Origin of the sequence: Methanoregula sp. (assembly GCF_023227875.1) — an archaeon.
In the GTDB taxonomy this organism is placed as follows: Archaea; Halobacteriota; Methanomicrobia; order Methanomicrobiales; family Methanospirillaceae; genus Methanoregula.
In genome coordinates, this window is record NZ_JALOCH010000001.1 from 188,806 (window position 1) to 209,266 (window position 20,461).

The window sequence follows — 20,461 nt, forward strand, 5'->3', positions numbered from 1 at the left end:
TTTAGGGCGGCCGTGATATTTCCAAAAAGGAAAAAAATTAGGGCTCACTATTTTAGACTTTCACAAGGATTACCATCGTCATTGGCATCGAGTTTGTGGATATCACCCATTCCCATTGATTTACAATACGCATAACAAGCTTGTGCCTCGGCATGAGATGTGAAATCCTTACAATTATATGCGTCAGATGTGCAAGTGCATGTTCCCGACACACTAGAAGCAGAAACAGATGTTGTTGTGATCTCTGTGGTAGGAATTGTCAGTTCTTCAGTAGGTTCTTGGGTCGGTTCTTGAATCGCTGGAGTTGTTAGTTTTGTTGTTTTAATTATCATAGTAGGCCGAGGAGATGCAACAGTATTTTGCGGTGCCAATCGAGTTATTTGCGTAGTAGGGTGTGAAGTTATGAGTGGCGTGTTTGTTGGCGTCAGGATGTCATTGCCAGACTGCGATGAACTACATCCAGCCATTAATACAAAACCTATCAACAAGGCGATTAGTATTAATTGCCATTTCATAAGATGAGACTCGTGTAGTCAACGATTAAGTTTTTTATTTGGTTGTAGGAATCGTTTTCAATGATTTAACGTCAATATTTTTTCAGAATGATTTTGCTCAATTAAAAAAAATGCGAGAAAATTTGAAAAAAATTCTCACTGTCCAAAGCCATCATATTTCTATAACGATGTCACCCCCTCCCTGTTGATGCAGGGAGTCGCCCGGAGGGCTCGTATCCCCCTCGCCGGGTAAGGGACGTGATCATTTTTTCGTTCAGGTAAGTGCGTAGCGCAAAAGTCGATAGAAATCAGTCGTCGCATCAGCGAGGACTGGTTCGAGAAGCCATCAGGCTTCGAATCGTTTTGCGCGTCAGGTATTCACAATAAATCTGAAAAAATCTAAAAAAATTTCTGACCATTTCATGCGTTCCCAATATTTTTCCGGGTCTCGCTGTAAAACGTTTTCAATTTTTTTCGTACAGAAAATTTCCGGAAAAATTCTAAAGATTTTCCGGAAATTTTTTTTTTAAAATATTTTCCGGAATTTTTCCCGGCCCTGAACAAAACCGGCTTCCGTCTTTCCGCCTCAACGCTGGAAAACGTCACTGGAACCACCCCCCGGAACACCCTTTTTTCCGATCCGGACCATCCCCAATCCGGCCCCTATACAGGCTCCGATTCTCCACTTTTCCGGAAAGAAGCCCTCTACGCGCCCGGATTGGGATCCGCCGACCCCCTGTTTCATCGAAAACTCCTGGAAGTTTTTCACAAACAGGGGGGCCGGCAGATAGTCCAACGACGGTGATACAGGTTTTACGTCGGAGATAAGTCCTGCGAAATACCATGGAGAAGATGCGTTCCGGCAAAGACGGTTCTCAATCGAAGAGTCCTGCGGACTCTTCTCCTGCTCCAGGATCTGATGACCTGTCGCACGTCGGAGAATGATCTCGGGTAGCTGACCCGGCCCGCCCAAAAGTGCGTAATTCCCAAAAAACGGTACAATGAGGAGATTTTGTCGGGCGATACGGGCCCGGATTTGATTTTCTCCGTCAAAGAATAAAAAACACGCTAATAGACGCAATTGGATGGCCGATCTCCTTCCAAACAGGCTAGAGTACCGAAAATTGAAAAGAACCCCTGTTTTGGATCGCAGTTTTAGGGGTCCCTAATACGGGTCAGTTGACCTGTCACAGGTATCTGACCCGTGACAGGTCAGGTGCATCGGACAGGTCAGTGACCTGTGACAGGTATTTTGCATGAGGCCGGATCTGCACTATCTAAGAGGGGGGTTCCAGAGCTGGATTCCGTCGTATACCGGTGTGGGAGGGGGGTTTTGATCCCCCCACTCCCCCTCACAAGAATATTTTCCCTACTCCCTCCTCGCCTTCTGGATCTCCTTTCCGAGTTTCGCGATTCCTTTCCAGCGTTTCCTCTCGGACCGGACAAGTCCGATCTCCGCTTTGTCCTGCTCGAACGCAAGCTCCCGCGTAAGCCGGTGGAAATTCTCCAGCCGGGCTGCGGAAAGAGTGCCGGCCTTCACGGCATCCTGCACGGCACAGCCCGGCTCCTGCTCGTGCCGGCAGTCCGAGAACCGGCAGCACTCCGCCAGTTCCCGGATATCCGGGAACGTCTCACTCATGCCGGTCGAGGCGGTGCCGATGCCCACTTCGCGGATCCCGGGATTATCAATCATGAGCGAACCGCCTTTCAGGATGAAGAGCTGGCGCACGGTTGTCGTATGCCGGCCTTTCCCGTCATCCTCACGGATCCCCGAGGTCTTCTGCGTTTTTTGGCCAAGGAGCCGGTTGATCAGGGTGGACTTGCCGACACCCGATGAACCAATAAGTACGATCGTTTGACCGGGCCCGAGGTACGGGTCAAGCAGGCCGATCCCCTCGCCGCTCATGGCACTGACGGGAACGACCGGGATGCCGGAGGAGACCGGGATAATCTGTCCGGTGAGCGAGGCGGGATCTTCCGCAAGATCGGATTTGTTGATGACGATCACCGGCCGGGCACCGGATGCGTTGACAATCGCGAGATATCGTTCGATCCGGCGGGCGTTCAGGTCAGGGCCGGCTGCGGTCACAATAAAGACTGTGTCGATGTTTGCTGCAATGACCTGATCCGTTCCCTCCCGACCCGATGCTCCCCGCGTGAACACCGTCTTTTGCGGGAGGATTGCAACAATCGTCGTGGATCCGGCCTCCGGCTGGTGGAGGAGCACGACAAAATCCCCCACTGCCGGAAAACTCCTGAGTTTTCGCAGGGCTCCGGAGATCCCGGCCATGACAGGTCCGCTTCCGGTGAATACTTCCCAGACGGTCTTCTGCCTGCAGGCTACGCGCCCCGGTATGTAGGGTCCCGGATATTTTCTGAATGCTTCCTTGTGTTCTTCTGTCCAGCCAAGCTGTTCCAGGGTACAGGGATGCGGTTGCCCGCATCCGGGAATGGATTGGTTCATAAAAAAAACCTGAACTTTTGTGATGAAAGGTGATTTTTTGCGGACCAAGTGCTTTGTGGTCACACTCTCATGCCCCGGCGCACACTTCGTTTTCAATCATATTGACAAAGTTCTGTGAGGAAAATACCGGGACTTTCCCAGTGCCTTTCACGCTATAAAACCTCTGGGGATACCATCTCCCGAAATCCTTCTGGAAGACCTTTTCCGGTCTTCTGCGGCGATCCCCCCCACTCTTCATGTGCGGAAGGTATGACAAGGCAACACCGTCTGCGACCGTGTATTACCAGAGAATGCTGCCGGGATCACAATTGGAAATATTCGAGGACGCTTCGCACTCGCACCACCTTGAGAAAGAGGATGAGTTCCTTGCCATTGTGTGTGATTTTTTTGGAACAAGTACATCCCAAAAAACAGATCTTCGCGTGGTGGAGTGTTGGGATGGACCTTTCCCCGTCTGAAAAGTGTCAGTCGCCGGATAAATCCTGACCTGTGACCCGGAAAATCCCGCAAAATGCCAGACTTTTCTCATTCTGAAGATACAAAAGACCCCCCCACTTTCGGGTAACTGGAATGGATGTGTTTCCTTTTCATTAAATTCTAATAGTGGGATAACTTATACTAGTATGTGATGTCCCATAATGTCCGACAACCCCTGGATCCCGATAACCTCATTGAGGCTCTCTTGCGGATGAAGCATTCCACACCGATAAAGATCTCCGAACTCCTCATCCTGGGATTGTTATCCCATCGTCCCCTGAGCGGGTACGAAATTTTCCGGTTTATGGAAAACAAGGCAGACTCATCAGGCTCTTGGCTCCGGCTGAATAAGACCACCGTGTACAATACCTTGTCACGCATGAAGGCGATGGGGCATATCCGGTTAATGGAGCGGATAGAAGAACAAAACAAGCCCCCAAAGATAATTTATGAGATCACAAATGAGGGAAAGGAGCAGCTGCGACAAATTCTGCTTATCAGTTCAGAAAACCCACCGGGGATTTTTGTAAATTTTTATCTTGATCTGCCTTTCTACCATATTCTTGAGAAAGATGAGATTGCACATATCCTGAAGCATCGTGTCGCTCAGCTTGAAATTCTCATTGAAGCATCAGCTCTTTATTCTGCCACCATGCCCGATTCTCTCATGAAGATCCTTATTGACAGCCAGACCGAAATATTCCGTTCCGTCAGAACATCGATCTTCCATATTCTGGAACGGATAGACAACAACGAAACGCCCGAATTCTTCAAGATCGGAGAGATCAGTGATGAAAAGATTTTCAGATCCATGAAAACGGTCCAGGATCCGCGGAGGGGCCAGTCATGATCACCGTCAATGATCTCTCTTTTTCCTATCCCGGTGCATCCGCACCATCGGTCGGAGGAATTTCATTCTCGATACAGAAAGGTGAGATCTTTGGTTTCCTCGGTCCAAACGGTGCCGGCAAGAGCACGACACAAAAAATACTGATTGGTCTCCTTCGTGGATATAGCGGGAATGTATCAGTTCTTGGAAAAAAACTGGATACTTGGTCGTCGGATTACTATGAACAGATCGGTGTCTGTTTTGAACTGCCCAACCATTACCCGAAACTCACAGCCCGGGAAAATCTTGCGCTGTTTGAATCATTCTATACAAAAAAGACAACAGACATAAACACCCTGCTCCGGATGGTAGGACTCGAGCAGGACATGGATAAACTCGTGGGATCGTTCTCCAAGGGGATGAAGATGAAACTGAACCTTGCCCGCAGCCTTCTCCATGATCCGCAGATCCTTTTCCTTGATGAACCAACCTCGGGTCTGGACCCTGCAAGCGCCCGCCTGGTCAAGGACATTATCATAAGAAAGAAAAACGAGGGAAAAACAATTTTTTTGACAACCCACAACATGGCGCTGGCTGACGAACTCTGCAACAGAGTATCCTTCATGGTGAACGGGAAAATTGCCGTTACGGAGAGTCCCCATATATTGAAAGTGCAGTTTGGAAAACGAATCGTCCGGGTCGAATACCAGACGGGCACCGGAAATCAATCTTCAGAATTTCCCTTGGACGGGCTGGGTAGCAACAAAAATTTTTTCGATCTCTTGAATCGTGCGGATATCCGGTCCCTGCATACTGACGAAGCAACTCTTGAGGATATCTTCCTCTCGGTAACCGGAAGGGGCCTGCAATGAAACACCTTGCATCGATGATCCGGTGGTATTTTCTGCTTGATTACCGGTTTTATATCTTCCATATCTCGTTTGTCACCGTACTTCTTTGGAGTCTCCTCCTCAATGCCTTCCCTCATGCAAACCGTGGAACGATTGTCAGTGCGCTGATCCTTTTGGATCCTGCGATTCTCGGGTTCGTGTTTATCGGTGCACTCGTCCTTTACGAAAAAACCAACCGGTCCCTTCAGGCACTGACTGTGACTCCGATGGAAATCCGCGAATACCTGCTCACCCATATCACCACGCTCACTGCAATCGCCATCCTTGCCAGTTTCCTGCTCCTCGTCATGACAATGGGGGTGGCAGTGAATTACCTGTATTTTTTCGCAGGTGTGATCCTCACATCTGTCTTCTTTGTCCTTGCCGGGTTTGTTGCTGTGAGCAGATTTACGAGTGTGAATGAGTACTTCATAGCTGGTGCAGTCACCCTGCTCATCCTGAACATTCCACTCATCCATCACTTCGGTCTTTCGAACAGTTGGCTATTTTACCTGTTCCCAACCCATGCATCGCTGCTGTTGTTATCCGGGATCTTTGAGCCGGTTACCCTTACAGACAGTATCTACGCATTACTCATGTTGTCGGCATGCATTGCTATCTGTTACGTTCTTGCCGAAAGGATGTTCCATACCCATATCGTTCTTGGGGGATCGTAACATGACATCTATCCTCTCGCTTGCAGCAAACGACCTGAAAATGATCATACGGGACCGGATGCTCGTCGCGGTCTTCTGCCTGCCGCTTCCCCTCCTCTTACTTAGTGCATGGATTATCCCCGAAATTTCTGAACAGTTCTATGATCTTGTGCCATACTCTTGCCTGATCCTCTCGTTTGCTTTTATCCAGATGGCGGTTATCTTTGGATTTGTCTATGCATTTCTGATGATTGATGAACGGGATGAGAATATTCTCAGTGCATTACGTGTCGTGCCGGTATCGCCTGCGGTTTTTATCCTCTCCCGCCTGTTGTGCGCCACTCTCTTTGCATTTTTCTATTCAGTTCTTGCGTTTGTTATTCTCGGACTTGCGGATGTTCCGGTTCCGGACATCATCCTCATCTCCTTCATGTTTGCACTACTTGCACCGATCATTGCTCTGACGATTGTTATTCTGTCCGGAAATAAGGTTGATGCAATTGCGGTTTTCAAGGGAATCGATCTCGCAGTCCTGCTGCCGCTTGTTAGTCTTTTCATCCAGAGTTCATGGAAGTATATTTTTGCGATCTTTCCCCACTTCTGGACGATTCTTGCGTTTGGTGGGTTGCTGCTCTCGGGATCACTTGACTATCTTTCGCTCTCTGTAGGGCTGGTCCTGCAGTTCGTGCTTCTTGGAGGGCTGGTTTACCGTTTCTCCCGGATCTGACTGAGCCCTCCCGTTTTTATTTCCTGGCTATTCATCGGATATTGACAAATCATCAACCGGCTCATTGTACACTTTCCCTATCCCACCACTGCCAACCATCCCCAATAGATTATAATTCGGAGCATTGCCAGCGGCAGCCCGGCGGCCCGTTCGGAAAAAAAGATCGAAATGAAAATTATTTCCCGGTCCCTTTCTCGTATGCGATAATGGCCGCGACCTCCCCTTGCAATAATGGAATCTTATTGACAATGATGTCCCAGAGAATCTCCAGATCAATACCAAAATACCCATGGATGAGCATGTCGCGGAACCCGGCAACCGATTTCCAGTCCGTCTCTGGATACCGCGCCTTCAGATCTCCGCTCAGGTTTTTAACGGCTTCACCAATGATCTCAAAATTGCGCACAACCGCATCGACCCGCATCCGATCGTTCCTGAACTATTCGAATGTCATGGTGCCGACATAGGACCGGATATTTCCCGCCGCCTCATCAATATCGTTGAGGTACAGCAGCTGGGACCTAGGCATACACGACTTCCTGCAGGATTGGGTCGCGGATGAGTGGTTTGAGTGCGGCATCCGTCACCAGATCAACTTTTCTATTGAAGAGATCTTCGAGATAGAATTTTAGTCCCATGAAATTGTCGAACGTCTTTTTATCTTTCTGGAATGTAACAAGGACGTCAACATCGCTCTCCGGGCGTTCTTCCCTGCGTGCGAATGAGCCGAAAATACCAATCTTCGCTACACCAAACCGTTCCTTCAGTTCCGGTTCATGCTCGCGGAGGAGCGAGAGCGCATCCATGATTTTCCTGTATGTGTGTGGTTGGTGTGTTCTTGTTATTAATCCATTGACAGTAAGGATATTTTTTCGCAATCACAGGAAGAAGTGGATATATCTGGCACTCTCCTGGGGAGAAAAAGTGCTATGAAAAAAGTCTTTTTCTGTTAAGGAATGAGCAGCGCTGAATGACTATAAAATGTATTCAATTGAGTAAAAAATGTATTCATTTGGTAGACTGCTATCAGATTTCGATCGGGAGGCGGGTTACCCCATCATCCCCAGCCATCCCCAGTACACCATCACCTGCAAGACAGTGAGTGGCAGCCCGACCTTCATGAATTCAAAAAAAGTCAGGGTCGCACCCTGCTTCTCCGCGTTCTGGATGATGATCACGTTGCTCGCCGCGCCAAGGATCGTGAGGTTGCCGGCAATCGTGCTCCCGACTGCAAGCGCCATCAGCTGTGCGGTGCCGCTTCCTGCCTCCATCACGAGCGGCTGGAAGAGCGCAACGAACGGGACATTGGAGATGAACTGGCTGAGCACAACACTCGTGCCAAGGAGCAGCGGCACCGATGAGAGCATCTCCCCGCTGACCAATGACTGGAAGAACCCGGTCTGCCAGACGCTCTCCATCAGGACGAACATCGCGGCAAAGAAGACGAGCGTGCACCAGTCGATGGTCCGGAGGATCTCAAACCGTTTATACGAAAAGATGAGAACGGGGAGAGCGGCACCGATCGCGATCAGCGGCAGGGCAACGAGCATCGAGCCGGTGATGAGCGATGTGCAGATATTCAGTAACGCGAGCAGCAGGATGATGGCGAGGGAACATTTTACCAGCACGGTCAGCCGGGGATCGCACGGCGGGATGGGCTCGTCAGCAGTCTCGCGGGGCAAAAACTCGTCCTCGTAAAACCAGCGCAGCACTATCCATGCAACACCTATGCAGATGAGAGTCGGTACGGCAAGGTAGAGTGCGAACGTGACAAAGGGAGAAGCCATGCCGGAGTTGATCGCAATGAGCAGGTTCTGCGGGTTGCCGATCGGGCTCATCACGCTCCCTGTTGTGATCGCGATCGCGAGCGTGAACAGCAGGAGTTTCGGAGACATCCGCCGGCCTGCGGCAAGGCCGATCATGAGCGGCGTGCCGATTACCGCAAGGGTATCGTTCATCAGCAGGGCCGAGAGGATGCCCATGCCAAAGAGGATGAAGAGGACGACCTGGTCAGGATTCTTTGCTCGCGCAAAGAAACGGTGGGCGATGCAGGAGAGGTACCCGCTCGCAACGAGCGCCTCGCCGATAACGAACATGCCGAAGAGGAAGAGCATAACGTCACTATCGATTGCGTGGAGTGCATCGATGGGTGAAATCTGGCCGGTGACGAGGACTGCCACCGCTCCGCCCAGCATGATCTGCCAGATCTTAAGATTGAACCTGCCTACCTGACGGACCGTGATGAGGAGGAAGACGGCGGCAAGGACGATGATGGGGATGTACGTACTGGATCTCTCTCATTGCCGGGTGATGAGGATTGGGATTCGGGAATTATTTTCCTTTCATGATGTGATTAAGGGAGGATTCCTATATCTCCGATTGTGATGCTTGCCGCCGCCCCGAAGGGCGCCCCGCGGCGGCCTCAATTACCGTACAGAGATTGCAGGTAATTGTCCCGCCGTGCCCCGCGAGGGGCCCTGAGGCGGGGAGCCCTCATATAGAATAATTTTGAAACAAAATTTTTTAGTTACACATTCATATATATCTCCATCTGACTCGCTGGAAAATCCAGAGTGGCCCGCGATAAGGGATACCTACAGGATAAAAAACCTGAAGGAGTTTGATGGTGTGGGGGTTGTTATAATGTATAAACAAGGAAAGGAAAACGATGATTCCACTTTACGCAACCATACTCCTATGGATATTAATTTTGTTCGGAATCGGATGCATTATTTATCTGATTATTCGAGCGGGAATTGATACGATAGACTCCCTCATAGATGAGGTAAAATCATTCTTCAAATAATTTTTTTATTTTAATAGTTAAGTATGTTATTTGAAAATTAAAGAGAAAGTTTTGATTTTATAATTAATCACAGTTGACTGTGTATTGCTTTCCGATATTTTTTATGAACAGAAAAAGGAACTGTTTCAATCAATGTTCCACGTTCCAGTGGAGGAGGACACCCTGTTCGATCTTGCGGGATTCAAGGAGTGTGAGCTGGCAGAACTCGGCTTCCCTGATAAAGCCCTCTCCGTCTGCCAGAGTCGGTGCGTCCTTCCCGCCGATGATGATGTTGCCGACAAATGTGTAGATCTCGTCCACCAGGTCGTCAGCAATAAGACCGGCGATCAGGGTTCCGCCCCCTTCCACCATGACCCGCCTGATGCCCAGGGTGCCCAGCGCATCCATGAGCTGCACAAGGTTGACCCGTTCGTCCCCCGCAATGATGACCGTGGCAAGGGTCCTGAGCTGTGCGACTTTCTTCTCATCGGCCTGTTCCGATACCGCAATGATCCGTTTTCCCGGTCCCTTGTGGAGCACCTTCGCATCCGAAGGTATACGGGCGTGGCTGTCGACCACGATACGGACCGGGTGCTCGTCAACGCCCCGCTTGATCCGGTTGTTACGGCACTCATCCGCCTTCACGGTCAGTGACGGGTCATCGGCAAGGACCGTCCCGATCCCGACCATCACGGCATCGCTGCCGGCCTTGAGCCGGTCAACGCGGTTGAAGTCCTGGACCCCGGAGATCTTCACCTGCCGCCGCTCCCGGGTGGAGAGCTTGCCGTCCGCACTCATCGCCGTATTGACAATCACGTGAGGTCGCATCTTCCATCGATGGTTGCGTTCCCGGTTATATCAAACCACCGGTTTTTATTTCCCATGATGGTTTTTTCCCGCCAGTCACGTTCCTGCATTTTTCATACAAACCGTAACACTTTGGTAAAAAGAACGGTGTCCCGGTCATAATATTCGGATCCTTACCGTGATCTTCAAATAAAAAGAAAATCAAATGGCGAGTGAAGCCATGGGAGAAAAAGTGGTCCGGATCCTCCGGCATACCCTTACCGAGACCGATCTCGTCCGGATCGTTGTCATCTTCTCACTGACCGTGTCGTGTATCCTGATCACATGGTTGTCGTTCTCCCTCCCGTTTTTCATGATCACGACCCCGCTCTTCTTCATCCCGATCATCTATGCCGTCTATTTTTTCCAAAAACGCGGCCTCTACATTGCCGGGATCTGTGCTGTCGTCTTCCAGGCGATCGGGTATTACTATAGTTTTCCTGATTCCCTGGCACTGGTGAGTATCTCTGCCGAGGCGATCCTCTTTGTCCTTATCGCCGCGATCATCACCTATTTTATCGAGCAGATCCGGGCCGGGGAAGCCCGGTACCGGACGGTCTTTGAACACTCGCAGCTCGGCATCCTGCTCTTCGATGCTGCGACCTTCTCCATAAACCAGACGAATGAGAAGTTTGCCCACATGCTGAATTATTCTCCCGAGGAGATCACGAAGAAAACCGTTCTCGATGTGCTCCTTACTCCCCGGGAGAAGAGCCGGTTCCTTGAACGGATTGGCAAGCAGAAGACCACGGAAAACTTCGAGACACGGTTTGCAACAAAAGACGGGGCTTCCTGCTGGGTGAACCTCTCCTGGGACCACATCGATGACAAAACGGTCAGCTGCTCGGTGATGAACATCAATACCCGCAAGCTTGCGGAGAAACTGAACAACGACAACATGATGAAGTACCGGCAGCTGACCGAGAGCTCGCCGACATCGATCCTCATTGTCCAGAACGGTTATATCCGGTTCGCCAACCCGTCCTTCTCGGCATTCCTGGGGTACCCTGCGGCAGAGATCACGGGCAAGAACCTTGCCACGTTCATCGATCCCCGTGACTCTGAATCATTTGCAGAGTTCTCTTCACAGTGGGGCCAGAAACTTCCCTCCCCGCTCGCAAAAGAGTTCCGGTTCATCACGAAAGACGGTGAACTGCGGGGCGGGGGGATCTTCACGACCCCGATCCGCCACCTTGACAATCCCGCGACCCTCATCAACCTTGTCGACATATCGGAACGGCAGCGGCTTGAAGAGAGGATCCACCGGGACAACGAGCACCGCCGGGGGATCATTGTCACGGTGGCCCACGAGCTGCGTACACCGCTCCAGCCTATCCTCGGGTACCTCAACCTCCTGATCTCCGATCCGGAGAGTTTTGGGATCAAGGACGATGCGAAAAAGATCCTTGAACGGTGCCTGGTGAGTGTCGACCGTGAACGGCAGATCATCAACCAGATGCTGGACCTCTCGATCCTCGAGAGCGGGAAATTCCATCTGAGCTGCTCGGAATTCCCTCTTGCACCCCTTGTCAAGCGAGTCCTTGACGATGGCGGGTATGCGACCAAAGCGGAGCTGACCGTTGCGATCGAAGACTCGGTCACGGTCACCGCGGACATGGACCGGCTGTACAGCATCCTCGAAGCCCTCCTGACCAATGCGGTGAATTACTCCAAGCCCCCGCGGAAGATCGGGATCTTCTACCGTTCGGGGATCGAGGACAAGCAGCACCACATCGCGATCCGGGACAATGGTGTCGGCATCCCGCAGGACCAGTTCACCTCGATATTCGAACCGTTCCAGCTGGTCGATGGCACGGTCCTCTCCCGGAAATACGAGCGCCTCGGCCTGTCGCTCTCGATTGTGAAGAAGCTTGTCCAGATGCATGGCGGGGACATCACGGTGGAGAGTGTCGTGAACGCCGGCAGTACGTTTACCATCCATGTACCCCGGGAACAGGAAGTGCACCATGATGCGTAAGATCATGCTTGTTGAAGATGACCAGCCAATTCTCGACATGATGGACATCATCCTCCGCAAGATCGGATACGAGCCGGTCCTTGTCCCGGATGTGCTGGACGCGCTCGAACGCGTGAAGAGTGATCCCCCTGCCCTCATCCTGCTGGACATTATGATGACCCCGATGAATGGCTGGGAGTTTTTGGAAAAGCTCCGGACGGAATATGACAATAAGGAACTGCCGGTGATCCTGTTCACGGCCTCCCCCTCGGTCGAGGAAAAGATCGCAGTCATGAACGACCCCTGCCTTGGCGTGCTCCAGAAGCCCGTATCGATACCGGAACTCAAGGCCGGCATCGAACGGTTCCTTGGAAAATAAAAATCAGAAAACAAGAAAAATTTTCTTTCTTTTTTGCATGAACCCCGTGTCCCGGTTACGGCACGGTATTTTCTGCGGACGTGGTGTCCGGTGCGTTCATGATCTCTTGAGAGATCTCGTGGCCGACTTTGTTGATCCCCTGACCAAGGTCACTGAGCTGTTTGTCCAGCTCGGCCTTGTGGATCTTCGCTTCAACCTTCTTCATCTCTGTTCCCAGATCGTCGAGCAGTGTCATGATAATCGCTGCAAATCCTCACAAACCATGCGATCTGACACAAAAAAAGACTTTTGGTCGAACGGCCCCCGTGCACGCGTCCGAACCGTTCTGTTTACGCCCTTGTGGTGCAATCTTTCGCAAATCCCGGAAATTTCAGGCAGGAAGTACGAGTTTTTCGAGGAGTGCGACCACCGAGTCTCCTTCGAGCAGGGCGATCCCCCACTGGTCGTCCTCCCCGATGAGGAGTGCAACAGGCTGGAGAGAACCCATCATGCCGTACTCATGGCAGGCCGACACTTCACGGACAACCGGGATGATCGTCCGGTTGCCGTACACCTGCGGTAGCTGGAGCCGGAATTCAGCGTTCATGCCCCGGCTACCCCCGGCTGTTTCTTTGACACGGCTTTTATCGTGTCCTGCGTAGCCGGGTCAAAGAACAGCGTCAGGCCTGCGATCAGAACGAGAAGCGGGTGCTCGATCTTTTCCCGGACGGTCAGGTCAAGTTCGAGGACAACACGGTCAAAGACCGGTCTCATCCCGATATCGATGCGGGACGCGAGGAGGATAAACCGGGACGCCCAGTAGAACCCATAGACCTCGCCGGTCACTGACGGGCTGCCAAGCCCGAGGGTCACCGTACCCGTTGCATTTTCGAACCGGCTCTGTTCCCGGAACACTGACAGGAACGTCCCGACCGGCCCGGTCATCCGCTGCACGATACGGATGAGTTCCCCGGCATCCAGTTTTCCGTTACTCCCAAGCACCTGCTCCGGTATAATTTCTTCGTCGTGTTTCTCCTCCGGTATTTCGCGTGGCATGGTATGTGAAACGATCACGTGGTCCAGGATGAGGGCCTCAATGACCTGACCAGCTCCGTATCCGGAAATCCGGAACGCAATAATACTCCACGAGACCTTGACGGTCTGCTTCTTGTCATCTGCCGTATGGATGAGCGTGGCAGCGGCCCGTACCGGGACTGCATAGAGCAGGAGCATCAGGGCAAGGACCGGGACAAGGAGCCCAAAGAGTATGAAGACCGGGATGAGGAGTGCGTCCATAAAAAAAGATCGAACTTTTTAGAGATCTTCCTTTTTCGTGTCCGGAGCCTTGTTCCGGGTCATGGTCTTGACCGCATCGATCAGCTGCGGTGCGAGCGACTCGCTCAGCGCAGAAATTACCTGCGCGATCTGGCTGTCCTTCTTTAAGGACATGACCTGGACACCTTCGGGACCTTTTACGTCCTTGTGGAGGATGACGAGCGCAACGGGTTCGATCCCGCCTCCGGCCCCGGCCCCCTGTCCCCCGCCGTCTTTTACGTGGCTGCCGCCGGCACCGAACCCGAAGCCATAGCGTGCCACCGGGACCACGAGTTTGTCGCCGAAATCGATCGGTTCGCCCATCACGTTCTTCGTGGAGAGGAATCCTTTCAGCTCGGATGCCGTCTCCTTGAGCATCTGTTCATTGGACATGGTATTCACCGGTGAATCTATTATCGTTCCAGTATTTGAACATGGCAGCAGCCCGGGACAGATCAATCCATTGCGATGCGGTCCGCGAATGAACGGAAACTGGCAGGGAATATCGTGTGCCGGGATCAGGAGACCGGGTTTTCCTCCCTTCGGAAGAGGTGGCGGATCTCTTCTGCCACCTGGTCCGTGGAGAAGATCAGGAGTGCATCGCCGGCCTGCAGGCAGGTGCTGTCGTCCGTTGCGATCATCGCGTTGTTCCGGCGCACGCCAAACTCTGCGACGCCAAAACGGCCCTTGAGGTCCAGATCGTTGATGGCCTTCCCGTCAGCACAGCATCCCGGTTCGACCGTGAGCACATGGATGCGCAGGGAAAGGAGGACCGTGTCCATTCCCATGGCCGGTTTATCGCCGTTCTTTGTGAACTTGGAATAGCCCCAGTTCTGGAGCTTGCTGACGATCTTTGCGATCTCTGGTTCCGGCAGCCGGTATTTCTTGAGTGCCCGGGTGAAGATCTCGCGGGCCGCCTCGAACTCTTCCGACACCACTTCATCGGCGCCAAGGTCCAGCAGGTACTGTGCATGGCGGATGTGCTCGGTACGGGCAATGATATAGATCTCCGGTGACATCCTGCGGGCCTTGTGGACAATGCGGGGCACGGCCTCCTGGTCGGAGACGGCGACAACCAGTGTCCGGGCATCACGGACACCGGCATGTTCCAGCACCTCGTCCTGGACCGCATCGCCAAAGATGAAGTACGGCCGGCGGGCGGATTTCTCCCGGCGGATGATCTCGGGTTTCATCTCGATGACCATGTACGGGATCCCGGTGATCTCGGCAGCGCGGGCAACGCTCTTCCCGGTGATGCCATACCCCGCGATGATGATGTGGTCCTTGAGCGTTGTCCCCCCATATTCCAGGTCAGGTGGTGCGAACAGGTCTTTTTTTGGCAGGTAAGGGATCACCCGGTAGTAGAGGTCGGTGAACCGGGGCGCGGCGTTCATCATGAACGGGGTCAGCGCCATGGTGACAATCGCCGATGCAATGAAGATCTGGTAGATCCGTTCCGGGATGAAACTCGCATCCAGCCCGGTCTTTGCGAGGACAAACGAGAACTCCCCCACCTGGCAGAGGGCAAAACCGGTGAAGATGCTGACGCGGGCCGGCATGCCGAGCGCGGCGGATGCAAACGCGCCGGTCAGGATCTTGATGACGATGATGAGGATGACGATGACGATGATCATCTCGACCAGGGTGGCCTCGGAGAGGAGGAGCTGTATGTCGAGGAGCATCCCTATCGAGAGGAAGAAGACGCTCGCAAAGACGTCGCGGAAGGGGATGATGTGGCTGAGTGCATCGATGTTGTAATCCGATTCCCCAATGATCAGGCCGGCAACGAATGCTCCCAGCGTATAGGAGAGCCCCGCCTGGTTCGTGAGCCAGGCAACGATGACACAGATGCCGGCGATCGTGATGAAGAAGAGCTCGCGGTTCCGCTGCGAGGCGACGCGGTACAGCAACCGCGGGACGACAAAGCGGCCAAGGATGACAATCAGGGCAAGGATGACGACGACTTTTATTATCTCCAGGGGGAGGGCACCCAGGTCAGGGCCGCTGCTGCCCATGAAGACCGGCAGGATCAGGATCATCGGGATGATGGCCAGGTCCTGGAAGAGCAGGATCCCAAAGAGTGTCCGGCCCTGCGTGGTATCCATTTCCCGCCGCTCCTGCAGGATCTTCATCACGATGGCGGTACTGGAGAGCGAGATGATGAACCCGAAGACGAGTGCCGACGTGAAGGGTACGGAAAGGGCGTACGTGACGGCCGTGACTGCGACAATGGTCGTGACGAGCTGGATGAGCCCGCCGATGAGGACGATCCGCCACGATTGTAAGAGTTTCTCGAACGAGAACTCGAGGCCGATGGTGAAGAGCAGGAGGATGATACCGATCTCGCCAACCGTCTCGATCGATTTCTGGTCGGTGACGATACCGAATACGTACGGGCCGGCGAGCATGCCGAGGATGAGGTAACTGACAATGCTCGGGAGCCCGAACTGCTGGCCTACGTAGAGTAAGACGATCGCGATGAGGGCAACGCTGACAAGGCCCATCATGAAGTCCATGGTGCAGTCGCCTCCACAAGGGTGTTACGGTGTTCCATAATGTTCATGCACCGCGGGAAAACAGCGGTACGTTTGCTCGTAAATATGTGTGGAGTGAGATGATATTTTTTATCGCGGGGTATCGCATGCGTCCGGTGAGCCTGAACTCTTTAAGGGAAGATCGGGAAAAAGAAGTGCCCCAGGCCTGATTTGAACAGGCGACAACCAGATCTTCAGTCTGGCGCTCTCCCGGGCTGAGCTACTAGGGCAGGGATACAATTGTTGTCCCTGTTGACTAATAAATGATCTGTTCTTTGGTCTGTTTTTACGAAATGACCGTTCATTTTTATACGCCGGAATACGAGTATTAACCAATGGCGTCCCCGAACAGCAGCGAAGATTCCGGCCTCGCGAGCGCGGTAAAAAGCCGCAGTGCGCATGTCGTCCACCTGACCCACAACGACCTCGATGCTGTGGGTGCGGACGCGGTGCACCGGATGAAGTTCGGCAATGACGGTGTATTCACGATCTGGAGCTCGGTGGGAAAATTTTCGTCCCTCTTCTCCCTTGTTGCCGCGTGTGACGGGAAGGGCGATCTCCTCTCCATCTCGGACCTCGGGTTTCACAACGACACAGAGTCCATTGCGGCAAAAGCAAAAAAGAACGGCTGGGTCGTGGAATGGCGGGACCACCACCGCTGGCGCGAGGAGGAGATAAAGAAGATCGAGAAGGTCGTCCCGCTCCTCCGGATCGATACCTCGTCCTGCGGGTCCGGCATCGTTGCCCGCGACCTCATGCCCGGCGATCCGGTTGCAACGGAAGTTGCCCGCGTGGTCTGCGATTACGACCTCTGGAAACATGAGGACCCACGGTCAGCTGTGCTGGGGCAGGTGCTCCAGCGGAAAGCGAACCGCGACCATGTCCGGGACTGCCTCATCAAAGGGATCTTTTCGGACGAACAGATCGAGCGCGAGTACCGGGAGATCAAGGAGGAGATGGAGTCGATGATGCGGCACAGTCTCCGGCAGGCGACCTTTGCCGGCACGAAATACCGGATCGCGTTTGCCCCGATGTACGGGTACCCGAGCGAGACCGCCCATTTCATCCGTAACGAGAAGAAGACCGATATCGAAGTGATCATCGGCAGGGACGGGAAGTTCTCGATCCGGTCGGTCCCTCCCATCAGTCACCTCATCGCCCGCGAGTTCGGCGGCGGCGGGCACCCGGGCGCAGCGGGCGGCTCGTTCAATTTTACCGTCGTGGAGCGGTTCACGTGGTGGCTCTTTAAGAAGAGCCGGCATTTCGATGAACTCGTGAAGGTTGCCGAGACGCTCTGACCTTCCCGTTTTTCTGCCCGTTTTTTTCCAAAAGGCTAACCCTTATATGCATGGCGGGAAATCTGGTGTGATCAACCTATGAAGCATTTCCTACTCTGTCTTCTCCTTGCGGTGCTCTGTATCAGCATTGCGCCTGTCTCGGCATCGGCACCGCCCGGGGGATCGGGCTGGCTGACGATCAACAGCAATGTTGATGGCGCATCGGTCTATCTCGACAATACGTATAAAGGAACCATCTCCGGAGGATCGCTCGATATCGAGAACGGAGTCTATGCCAGTTCGTATAAAGTAACAAAGGACGGGTATTACGATGCCAGCGGGGATGTCAATTATGTCCCGGGCGGCAATGCGAACCTTGAGATCACGGTCAGCCTCACGCCAAAACCCACCGGCAGCGGCAAGGGCTGGTTTGCGGTCCACAGCAATGTCGATGGCGCAACCGTCTCGTTTGATGGAGTAACGAAGGGAACGGTCAGCGGCGGTGTCTTCTCATTCGAGATCTCCACAACGGGAACGCCGTATACTACCTACTCCGTGAGCAAGAGCGGGTACGTGACCTATTCCGACAGCATCACCAGCATGCCTTCCGATGGCCAGACCGTCAGCCTGTACGCGACCCTCAACCCGGTCCCGACAGCGCAGACATCCGTGCCGACAACGAGCACGACCATCATCGGCGGTGACCAGGGATGGTACAAGGTCACGTGCAACGTGAACGGTGCATCCGTCTATCTTGACAACTCCTACAAGGGAACGATATCCGGCGGATCGCTCTCCATACCGGTGTACAGCACCGGAACACCGTATTCCACCTACCGTGTTGAGAAGAGCGGGTATGCCACCGCCACCGGAAGGGTCCCCTCATCACCGGCAAAAGATCAGACCGTCACCTTCCATGTCGCCCTGACTCAGACCGGCACGGCAGCCCCGACTACGGTGGCGACCACGATCGCGAGTCCCCTGGGCAGTGGCAAGGGATACCTCGCCTTCCATACCAATGTCGACGGGGCAACCGTAACCATCGGCACGTTCATGGCCGGGATCACGAAATCCGACGGCCTCCTGACCGTCCCGGTCTCCACCACCGGTACGCCGTTCGAGGCATTCACCGTCACCAAATCCGGGTATGCGACTGCCACCGGCACCGTCCCCCGCCAGCCGGCACAGGGTGAGACGGTGGATATTTACGTCACCATGACGGCAGAACAGCCGACACCGGTCCCGACAACGCAGTCCCCGGTCCCTATCCCGGTCATCCTTGCCGGTGTGCTCGGGGCAGCGGTGCTGATCAGTGTCCGGCGAAAATAAACCCGGGATCCCCCGGACCTTTTTTTAAAACCCGTTGTTCCTTATCACGACAATGGATTATTATCACTCAGGTCATCCAATAATTTTTTAAACAGTATTTCCCAATGACCCATCACCATGAAAAAAAGACTCTTCATCATGACCGGACTCTGTATCCTGGCGTTTGTGGTGATGCCGGCGCAGGCATTTTCCATGAAATCGCTTTCAATAAACGTCGCAGAGAACGGCGATGCACAGGTCGATGTCCGGTATGACCTCTCATTCATCGAACAGAGCGCGGTGTTCTTCCGGATCGCAGACCCGGCGAGCGAGCTCCAGTCTGCGTTCGCATACGGGTCCTCGCAGCCGGTGACCGTGAGCCAGGCAACGAGTTCTTCGTCCCAGATAATCATCCCTTCCTATGCATCGGTATCCACGAAGGATGGATCAACCACCATGACCACGCCTTCGATGTCATTTGAACAAGCCCAGGCCGTCCTCAACGGGTACTGGTTTGCCCCGCTCGTTTCACCGGATTTCTCCCCCACGCTGACAACGGTCATGTTCCCGGACGGGTACCAGGAGCGGTTTGACGACCAGATCGCCATCCCCTCGATCTCCCACACGGTCCCGTCATAATTCCCCTGCTCCTCTCTTTTAATCCCGGTGAGCAATACGGGTTTTGCGATCATCATCTCAGGGAAAAAATGATGGCCGGCTCAACGCACGTACACTGCCTTTGTGACAAGGTCTTTCCAGTACTCAGTGCAGTCGCCGGTGCAGTATCCTCCCGCAACAATCTGGTCAGGGTCGAGATGCGAGCGGGCAAGTTCGATCGCTTTTTGATCCGGGTCGATGATGAACACTTTTTTGAGGGTGTATTCATTCGTGAGATCAATGAGGGTAGAAAGATGGTCCTTCCCAACGGCGACCCGGTGCTGGTACTCCATGAGCGCCGCGAGGCTTTCCCGGTCAGGCTCCGGCTGGAAGAAGAAGCATTTCTGCCGGGCCAGTGCTGCAAGCTCGGCGTCGTCCATGATATCGCAGACCAGGACATGGCCGGCAACACCGGTATCCCGCATCGCCCGCATCAAGGCCTTGTACGTCCCGCAGATCGCGTCCGACCATTCGTCCCCGTCCTCATAGTACGCATCTTCGATCCCTAGGACATGGGGCGCCGGCATGGCACACTCTGCCCCTCTCTTCTGCACGACAATGCCTGCGGCATCTTCAATAATTGCCGGGGAGTCAAGGTGAAGTTCCCCGACCGCCCGGTTGTCCGTGATGCCGGTGATGCTCTGCCGGATCCGGTCATGGTAGAATTTCCCGCCGGCACAGGGCGACATGATCCCTGCTGAGGCCTGCGGGGCGAGCGACTGGTGGAGCTGGTACGTGATGATGTCCGCGGTCCTGCCCCGGTGCTCCGCAATCCATTCCGCGAGTGCGGCCACGTCCGGCTGCACGGGCTCTGCCCCGAATGCCCGCGTTGCCAGGTTCAGCCGTTTCACCATAATAGAGATCTTATTACTCATAAGCATCTAAAAC

20 protein-coding genes, 1 tRNA gene and 1 pseudogene are annotated in these 20,461 nt (G+C 53.5%); 9 read left to right on the forward strand and 13 right to left on the reverse strand.

Annotation, left to right across the window (positions count from 1 at the left end; translation table 11 throughout):
• Nucleotides 1-47: 47 nt before the first annotated feature.
• Nucleotides 48-515: a hypothetical protein gene (locus M0R30_RS01100; RefSeq protein ID WP_292542260.1), complete on the reverse strand. Its 468-nt coding sequence runs from the start codon at nt 513-515 to the stop codon at nt 48-50.
• Nucleotides 516-1,863: 1,348 nt separating this feature from the next.
• Complete coding sequence (gene rsgA, locus M0R30_RS01105) at nt 1,864-2,958, reverse strand: ribosome small subunit-dependent GTPase A (RefSeq protein WP_292542261.1); 1,095 nt, start codon at nt 2,956-2,958, stop codon at nt 1,864-1,866.
• 688 nt (nt 2,959-3,646) lie between these two features.
• Here rsgA and M0R30_RS01110 point away from each other — a divergent pair.
• Genes M0R30_RS01110 through M0R30_RS01125 form a run of 4 tightly spaced genes read left to right on the forward strand, consistent with a single transcriptional unit; the run spans nt 3,647 to nt 6,537 of the window.
• The gene (locus M0R30_RS01110; RefSeq protein WP_292542775.1) at nt 3,647-4,285 is read left to right on the forward strand and encodes a PadR family transcriptional regulator; all 639 of its coding nucleotides are present in this window, start codon (nt 3,647-3,649) and stop codon (nt 4,283-4,285) included.
• Nucleotides 4,282-5,136 (forward strand): ABC transporter ATP-binding protein, encoded by an 855-nt coding sequence (locus tag M0R30_RS01115; RefSeq protein WP_292542262.1) that lies wholly within the window; start codon nt 4,282-4,284, stop codon nt 5,134-5,136. Before M0R30_RS01110 ends, M0R30_RS01115 begins: the two co-directional genes overlap by 4 nt.
• On the forward strand, nt 5,133-5,831 hold the full coding sequence (locus M0R30_RS01120; RefSeq protein ID WP_292542263.1) for a hypothetical protein: 699 nt from the start codon (nt 5,133-5,135) through the stop codon (nt 5,829-5,831). The genes M0R30_RS01115 and M0R30_RS01120 overlap by 4 nt, the downstream gene beginning before the upstream one ends.
• A gap of 1 nt (nt 5,832) precedes the next feature.
• Nucleotides 5,833-6,537 (forward strand): hypothetical protein, encoded by a 705-nt coding sequence (locus M0R30_RS01125; protein WP_292542265.1) that lies wholly within the window; start codon nt 5,833-5,835, stop codon nt 6,535-6,537.
• Nucleotides 6,538-6,712: 175 nt separating this feature from the next.
• Here M0R30_RS01125 and M0R30_RS01130 read toward each other — a convergent pair.
• From M0R30_RS01130 to M0R30_RS01145, 4 genes and pseudogenes are all read right to left on the reverse strand, one after another.
• Nucleotides 6,713-6,964, reverse strand: a pseudogene (locus M0R30_RS01130) (HepT-like ribonuclease domain-containing protein); the annotation flags it as partial.
• 94 nt (nt 6,965-7,058) lie between these two features.
• Nucleotides 7,059-7,343: a nucleotidyltransferase family protein gene (locus M0R30_RS01135; protein WP_292542266.1), complete on the reverse strand. Its 285-nt coding sequence runs from the start codon at nt 7,341-7,343 to the stop codon at nt 7,059-7,061.
• Between the two features lie 243 nt (nt 7,344-7,586).
• Nucleotides 7,587-8,816 carry an anion transporter gene (locus M0R30_RS01140; RefSeq protein WP_366513080.1) on the reverse strand — a complete coding sequence of 410 codons (1,230 nt, stop codon included), beginning with the start codon at nt 8,814-8,816 and terminating at the stop codon, nt 7,587-7,589.
• Between the two features lie 656 nt (nt 8,817-9,472).
• A complete protein-coding gene (locus M0R30_RS01145; RefSeq protein ID WP_292542267.1) occupies nt 9,473-10,150 on the reverse strand; it encodes a 2,5-diamino-6-(ribosylamino)-4(3H)-pyrimidinone 5'-phosphate reductase in 678 nt (225 codons plus the stop codon).
• Between the two features lie 184 nt (nt 10,151-10,334).
• Here M0R30_RS01145 and M0R30_RS01150 point away from each other — a divergent pair, with 184 nt between their 5' ends.
• The gene (locus M0R30_RS01150) at nt 10,335-12,146 is read left to right on the forward strand and encodes a PAS domain S-box protein (protein ID WP_292542268.1); all 1,812 of its coding nucleotides are present in this window, start codon (nt 10,335-10,337) and stop codon (nt 12,144-12,146) included.
• Nucleotides 12,136-12,504 (forward strand): response regulator, encoded by a 369-nt coding sequence (locus M0R30_RS01155; protein ID WP_292542269.1) that lies wholly within the window; start codon nt 12,136-12,138, stop codon nt 12,502-12,504. Before M0R30_RS01150 ends, M0R30_RS01155 begins: the two co-directional genes overlap by 11 nt.
• Before the next feature lie 55 nt (nt 12,505-12,559).
• Here the strand turns inward: M0R30_RS01155 and M0R30_RS01160 are convergent, their stop codons facing one another.
• The 6 genes from M0R30_RS01160 to M0R30_RS01185 all read right to left on the reverse strand — a co-directional run bounded on the left by M0R30_RS01160 (nt 12,560) and on the right by M0R30_RS01185 (nt 16,561).
• Nucleotides 12,560-12,739, reverse strand: coding sequence for a hypothetical protein (locus M0R30_RS01160; RefSeq protein ID WP_292542271.1), 180 nt, complete (start codon nt 12,737-12,739; stop codon nt 12,560-12,562).
• A 135-nt stretch (nt 12,740-12,874) separates the two neighbouring features.
• Entirely contained in the window at nt 12,875-13,090 is a 216-nt protein-coding gene (locus M0R30_RS01165; protein ID WP_292542274.1) for a hypothetical protein, read from the reverse strand.
• Nucleotides 13,087-13,779 carry a DUF2953 domain-containing protein gene (locus tag M0R30_RS01170; RefSeq protein ID WP_292542275.1) on the reverse strand — a complete coding sequence of 231 codons (693 nt, stop codon included), beginning with the start codon at nt 13,777-13,779 and terminating at the stop codon, nt 13,087-13,089. The genes M0R30_RS01165 and M0R30_RS01170 overlap by 4 nt, the downstream gene beginning before the upstream one ends.
• 18 nt (nt 13,780-13,797) lie before the next feature.
• The gene (locus tag M0R30_RS01175) at nt 13,798-14,190 is read right to left on the reverse strand and encodes a spore germination protein GerW family protein (RefSeq protein WP_292542276.1); all 393 of its coding nucleotides are present in this window, start codon (nt 14,188-14,190) and stop codon (nt 13,798-13,800) included.
• A gap of 125 nt (nt 14,191-14,315) precedes the next feature.
• On the reverse strand, nt 14,316-16,313 hold the full coding sequence (locus tag M0R30_RS01180; RefSeq protein WP_292542278.1) for a cation:proton antiporter: 1,998 nt from the start codon (nt 16,311-16,313) through the stop codon (nt 14,316-14,318).
• A gap of 174 nt (nt 16,314-16,487) precedes the next feature.
• A tRNA-Phe gene (locus M0R30_RS01185) sits at nt 16,488-16,561 on the reverse strand.
• A 105-nt stretch (nt 16,562-16,666) separates the two neighbouring features.
• On the opposite strand from M0R30_RS01185, the gene M0R30_RS01190 reads away from it, so the two are divergent.
• The 3 genes from M0R30_RS01190 to M0R30_RS01200 all read left to right on the forward strand — a co-directional run bounded on the left by M0R30_RS01190 (nt 16,667) and on the right by M0R30_RS01200 (nt 19,555).
• On the forward strand, nt 16,667-17,629 hold the full coding sequence (locus M0R30_RS01190; protein ID WP_292542279.1) for a phosphoesterase: 963 nt from the start codon (nt 16,667-16,669) through the stop codon (nt 17,627-17,629).
• 78 nt (nt 17,630-17,707) lie between these two features.
• The gene (locus tag M0R30_RS01195; RefSeq protein WP_292542280.1) at nt 17,708-18,937 is read left to right on the forward strand and encodes a PEGA domain-containing protein; all 1,230 of its coding nucleotides are present in this window, start codon (nt 17,708-17,710) and stop codon (nt 18,935-18,937) included.
• A gap of 117 nt (nt 18,938-19,054) precedes the next feature.
• Nucleotides 19,055-19,555, forward strand: coding sequence for a hypothetical protein (locus tag M0R30_RS01200; RefSeq protein ID WP_292542281.1), 501 nt, complete (start codon nt 19,055-19,057; stop codon nt 19,553-19,555).
• Between the two features lie 80 nt (nt 19,556-19,635).
• Here the strand turns inward: M0R30_RS01200 and M0R30_RS01205 are convergent, their stop codons facing one another.
• Nucleotides 19,636-20,448: a hypothetical protein gene (locus M0R30_RS01205; protein ID WP_292542283.1), complete on the reverse strand. Its 813-nt coding sequence runs from the start codon at nt 20,446-20,448 to the stop codon at nt 19,636-19,638.
• Nucleotides 20,449-20,461 lie beyond the last annotated feature (13 nt).